Source organism: Thalassolituus marinus (assembly GCF_020320395.1).
Classification (GTDB): domain Bacteria; phylum Pseudomonadota; class Gammaproteobacteria; order Pseudomonadales; family Oceanobacteraceae; genus Venatoribacter; species Venatoribacter marinus.
In genome coordinates, this window is record NZ_JAEDAH010000063.1 from 12,691 (window position 1) to 14,069 (window position 1,379).

Consider the following 1,379-nt stretch of genomic DNA (forward strand, 5'->3'; position numbering starts at 1 on the left):
CGAAATAACCTGCGCAGCAAACAAATGGCGGTACACGCGGTGACGCAGAATGCTCAGCATAGAAACCTCAGCGATTGACGTTGACTGACAAAAAACCGATTGCTGGTCGGTTTTTGCTGTGGCAGTATATGCCTCATTCTGAAAATTGGAAAGATTATGATTCTCGGTGAGCTAGAAAAGCAGGTTCTGAACCATCTCTGGTCAGCGGGTGAAGCCGATGCCAAGCAGATCCATGCTGCTTTCAGCGCCGGGCGCAGCAGCTCTCTGAACACCATTCAGAGTACCCTGGACCGTTTGTACAAAAAGCAGCTGCTCAGCCGCAGTAAACAAGGGCATGCCTTTGTCTACCACACCCGGGTTGATCGGGAAGATCTGATCGCTCAGCTGATCCGTAGTATTACCAGCGACCTTGTCAGTCAGGATAACCAGTCGCTGATGGCAGCATTTGTTTCCTTGTCTGCCGATCTGGGTGACGACGAGCTCGATCGCCTGGAGGCTATGATTCAGAATCACCGTCGCAAGAGCAAACTGCAGCCATGATCAGCGGAAGCTGGGGTTTTATTCTGAACCTGCTGAGCATGGCTGCATTGCTCGGACTGGCCTCAGCTGTCTTTCAGTTATTAACGGCTCCTCTGATTATCCGGGCAAAAAACCGTGTTGACCCGTTGGAGCAAAAATGGCTCATTTTAAGCTGGGCCGTTTTACCCTGGACAATGACTCTGTTGCTGTTTGTTGAGGGCGGAATCGCCTTACCAGACGACCACAACACAGTGCATGGCGCTCTGGGACTTATTCACTGGCACCATGCCGATGAGTTTGTGATCAGCGCCTGGCACAGCTGGTTTCTGAGTGCGGTCGGTTTATGGCTGACGTTGCGTATGGGGCAATTTGCGTATCAGCAATGGCGTGTAAGGCAGCAACTGAAACTTCTGCGTGAGCAGGCACAGACCACATCGAATTCCGCTTTCCGCACTCTGCCGACCCGCGACGTTGTGGCCATGGCAGCCGGATATTTTCGCGCTGATATTTACCTGTCGCAAGGTTTGCTCAATCAAACAACGCCAGACCAGCAGGCAATCATCATTGCTCATGAGCAGGCGCATATCCGCCAGTTCGATAACCTGAGTCGCTGGTTACTGATGCTGTTTATTTGCCCACTGCCAGGCTTTGTTCGCACCCCCATTCTGAACTGCTTCACATTAGTGACCGAGCAGCTCGCCGATCGCCGGGTTACCCGCAAGGCCGAAGCCGCCGACATCGCAGAAACGCTGGTGAAAATCGCGCGCTTGCGCCATCACCTCAACAAGCCAGATCAGGCAGCGTTTGTCGCTGTAGAGCAGCTGCGCGAACGGGTCTGCGAGCTGCTTACCCCATCTCGT

At 53.3% G+C, this 1,379-nt stretch carries 2 protein-coding genes; both read left to right on the forward strand.

Translation table 11 applies throughout. From position 1 onward, the window contains the following. Window positions 1–156: 156 nt before the first annotated feature. Window positions 157–540, forward strand: coding sequence for a BlaI/MecI/CopY family transcriptional regulator (locus I9W95_RS12080; RefSeq protein ID WP_225675232.1), 384 nt, complete (start codon window positions 157–159; stop codon window positions 538–540). Then, the coding region (locus I9W95_RS12085) for a M56 family metallopeptidase (protein WP_225675234.1) at window positions 537–1,379 on the forward strand (843 nt) is incomplete at its 3' end. The genes I9W95_RS12080 and I9W95_RS12085, both read left to right, overlap by 4 nt.